The sequence below is a fragment of the Georgenia sp. EYE_87 genome, assembly GCF_023148685.1.
GTDB lineage: Bacteria > Actinomycetota > Actinomycetes > Actinomycetales > Actinomycetaceae > Georgenia.
Genome location: NZ_JAHXNL010000030.1, coordinates 1 through 1,942, shown reverse-complemented (window position 1 = coordinate 1,942; position 1,942 = coordinate 1). Strand labels below are relative to the sequence as shown.

General features: G+C 77.8%; 1 protein-coding gene. It reads right to left on the bottom strand.

Features of this window, described 5'->3' with window-relative positions; translation table 11 throughout:
- Nucleotides 1-1,942 (bottom strand): DUF222 domain-containing protein (locus KZX45_RS19730; protein ID WP_248259464.1); only part of this gene is annotated, 1,942 nt, incomplete at both ends.

Genomic DNA, 1,942 nt, shown 5'->3' with positions numbered 1-1,942 from the left:
GGTGCCGAGCTGGTCCAGATCGGTGGTGCCGCCGGCGGACCAGGCCTTGGTGTGGTCGATCTGGGCGCGGCGGGCGAGGTGGGTGCAGGCCGGGCGCACGCAGGTGACGTCCCGGGCCCGGACCAGGGCCTGCAGGGCCGCGGGGGGCCGGTAGACGCTGCGGCCGAGGTGGGTGACGGTCCCGGTGACCGGGTCGGTGACCAGGCGCCGCCACGTCCCGCCGGCGGCCAGCGCCCGGGCCAGGTCCGGGGTGATCGGCCCGTAGCCCTCCAGGTACGCCGCCGGAACGGGCTCACCACCGACCTCCTCGCCGGCCCCGGAACCAGCACCGACGCCGCCGTCGGCACCGTCGGCACCGTCGTCGCTGCGGGTGGGCAGGGCTGTCCCCTCGGGCCCGTCCGGGGGTTCGGGCGGGAGGGTGGTGGCCAGCGGGACGGTGACGTGGACGCGGATGTCGGGGACGGTGAAGCGCTCGCGCGAGCGCAGCAGCAGCTCGTGCAGCGGCGGGAACTCCACCCCGACCGGCGGCCCGGCCGTGCCAGGCACACCGCCGGGAGGCGCGGCGGGCGGCGACGCACCTGTCCCCGCGCCCGAGCAGGCGGAGCCGCCCGCGCCAGCCGGCGCCGGGCTGTCAAGTCTGTCGCCACCGCCGGCGCGCTCATCGGCCGAGGGTGCGTCTCCGGGCGGAGCACAGCCTGCCCCCGTGCCCGTCGCGCCTGTCGGGACCGTGCCGATCGCGTCGGCGGGTCCCGGCGGGCTCGCCGCCGACGGAGACACCACGCTTCGCACGCCGGGCACGCCAGGCACGCCGGGCACGCCGGTATCCGTGGCGTCCGGGGTGTCGGGTGGGCCGGTGGTACCGGCGATCAGGGCCGCGTGGGTCAGGGCGAGCAGGGCGTCGGCGCGCAGCTGGTCGATGGTGCGGGCGTCGCCGTCGTTCCTAGCCCCGTGGGCGATCGCGTCCAGAGTCAGGTCGACCTGGACGCAGTCCTCGGCCGGCAGCACCGCGTAGATCGAGCCCATCCCGTCCGGCAGCACCCGGGTGTGGTTCACGTGCCGCCGCGCCCGCGCCCGGACCCGCCGGTCCTGGGCGTCCTGCGGGTCCACCTCCACCAAGGCCCGGGTCAGGTCCCGGCGCACCTGGGCCACCGTGCGCCCATCGGCCTCCTCCAGCACCTGCGCCTCGACCTGGACCGCGACCTGGACCGGCGAACCGGCCAGGGTCGTCACGATCGCCGCCGCCTTGGGGTAGTCGACCACCCCGGCCTCCAGCGCCGCGGCGGTGTCGCGGAACCTGCGCGTCAGCCCCTCCCCGACCCGGACCAGCTTGCGGGCCTCCTGCCGCGAGACCGCCAGACGCATCGCGATCTCCTCCGCGGTGACGTCCACCGGCTCCGCCAGCCGCGGATGGTCGAAGAACCTCGCCGCGTGCGACAACCGCGCCGCCGTCACCGCCGCCCGCCCCGCCGCCCACGCCGCCACGCGCCGGTGCGCGGCCAGGACCTCGATCCCCGCGACCCGGTCCAGCGTCGCCGCGTCCGTCCGAGCAAGCACCGCCGCCAGGTCCGCACCCCCACGCATCCCCGCCAGCACCCCCACCCCGACCCCCAGAGACCCAGCACCGTTGTCCGCCACCGCCGGGTCGAAGACCTCCGACACCCGCCGCCGCAACGCCCGCGACCACGCCGGACCCCCGTCCACCAACCCCTCACCATCACCGTCGACGTCCGTGTCGGCGGCGGCGTCCGCGTCCGTGTCGGCCGCGGCATCGGACGGGTGGTCGGTGCCGGCGGCGTCCTCGGCGGCGGCGCTGCCGTCGCCGGTGCCGGGCGGGCGGCCGGCGGGACCGTCCGTCCCGGTGCCGGACGGGCGATCGGTGCCCGAAGACCGGTCCGCGTCGGGGTCCGCGTCTGCGTCCTCGGCCGGCAGCGGCGAGGTGCGC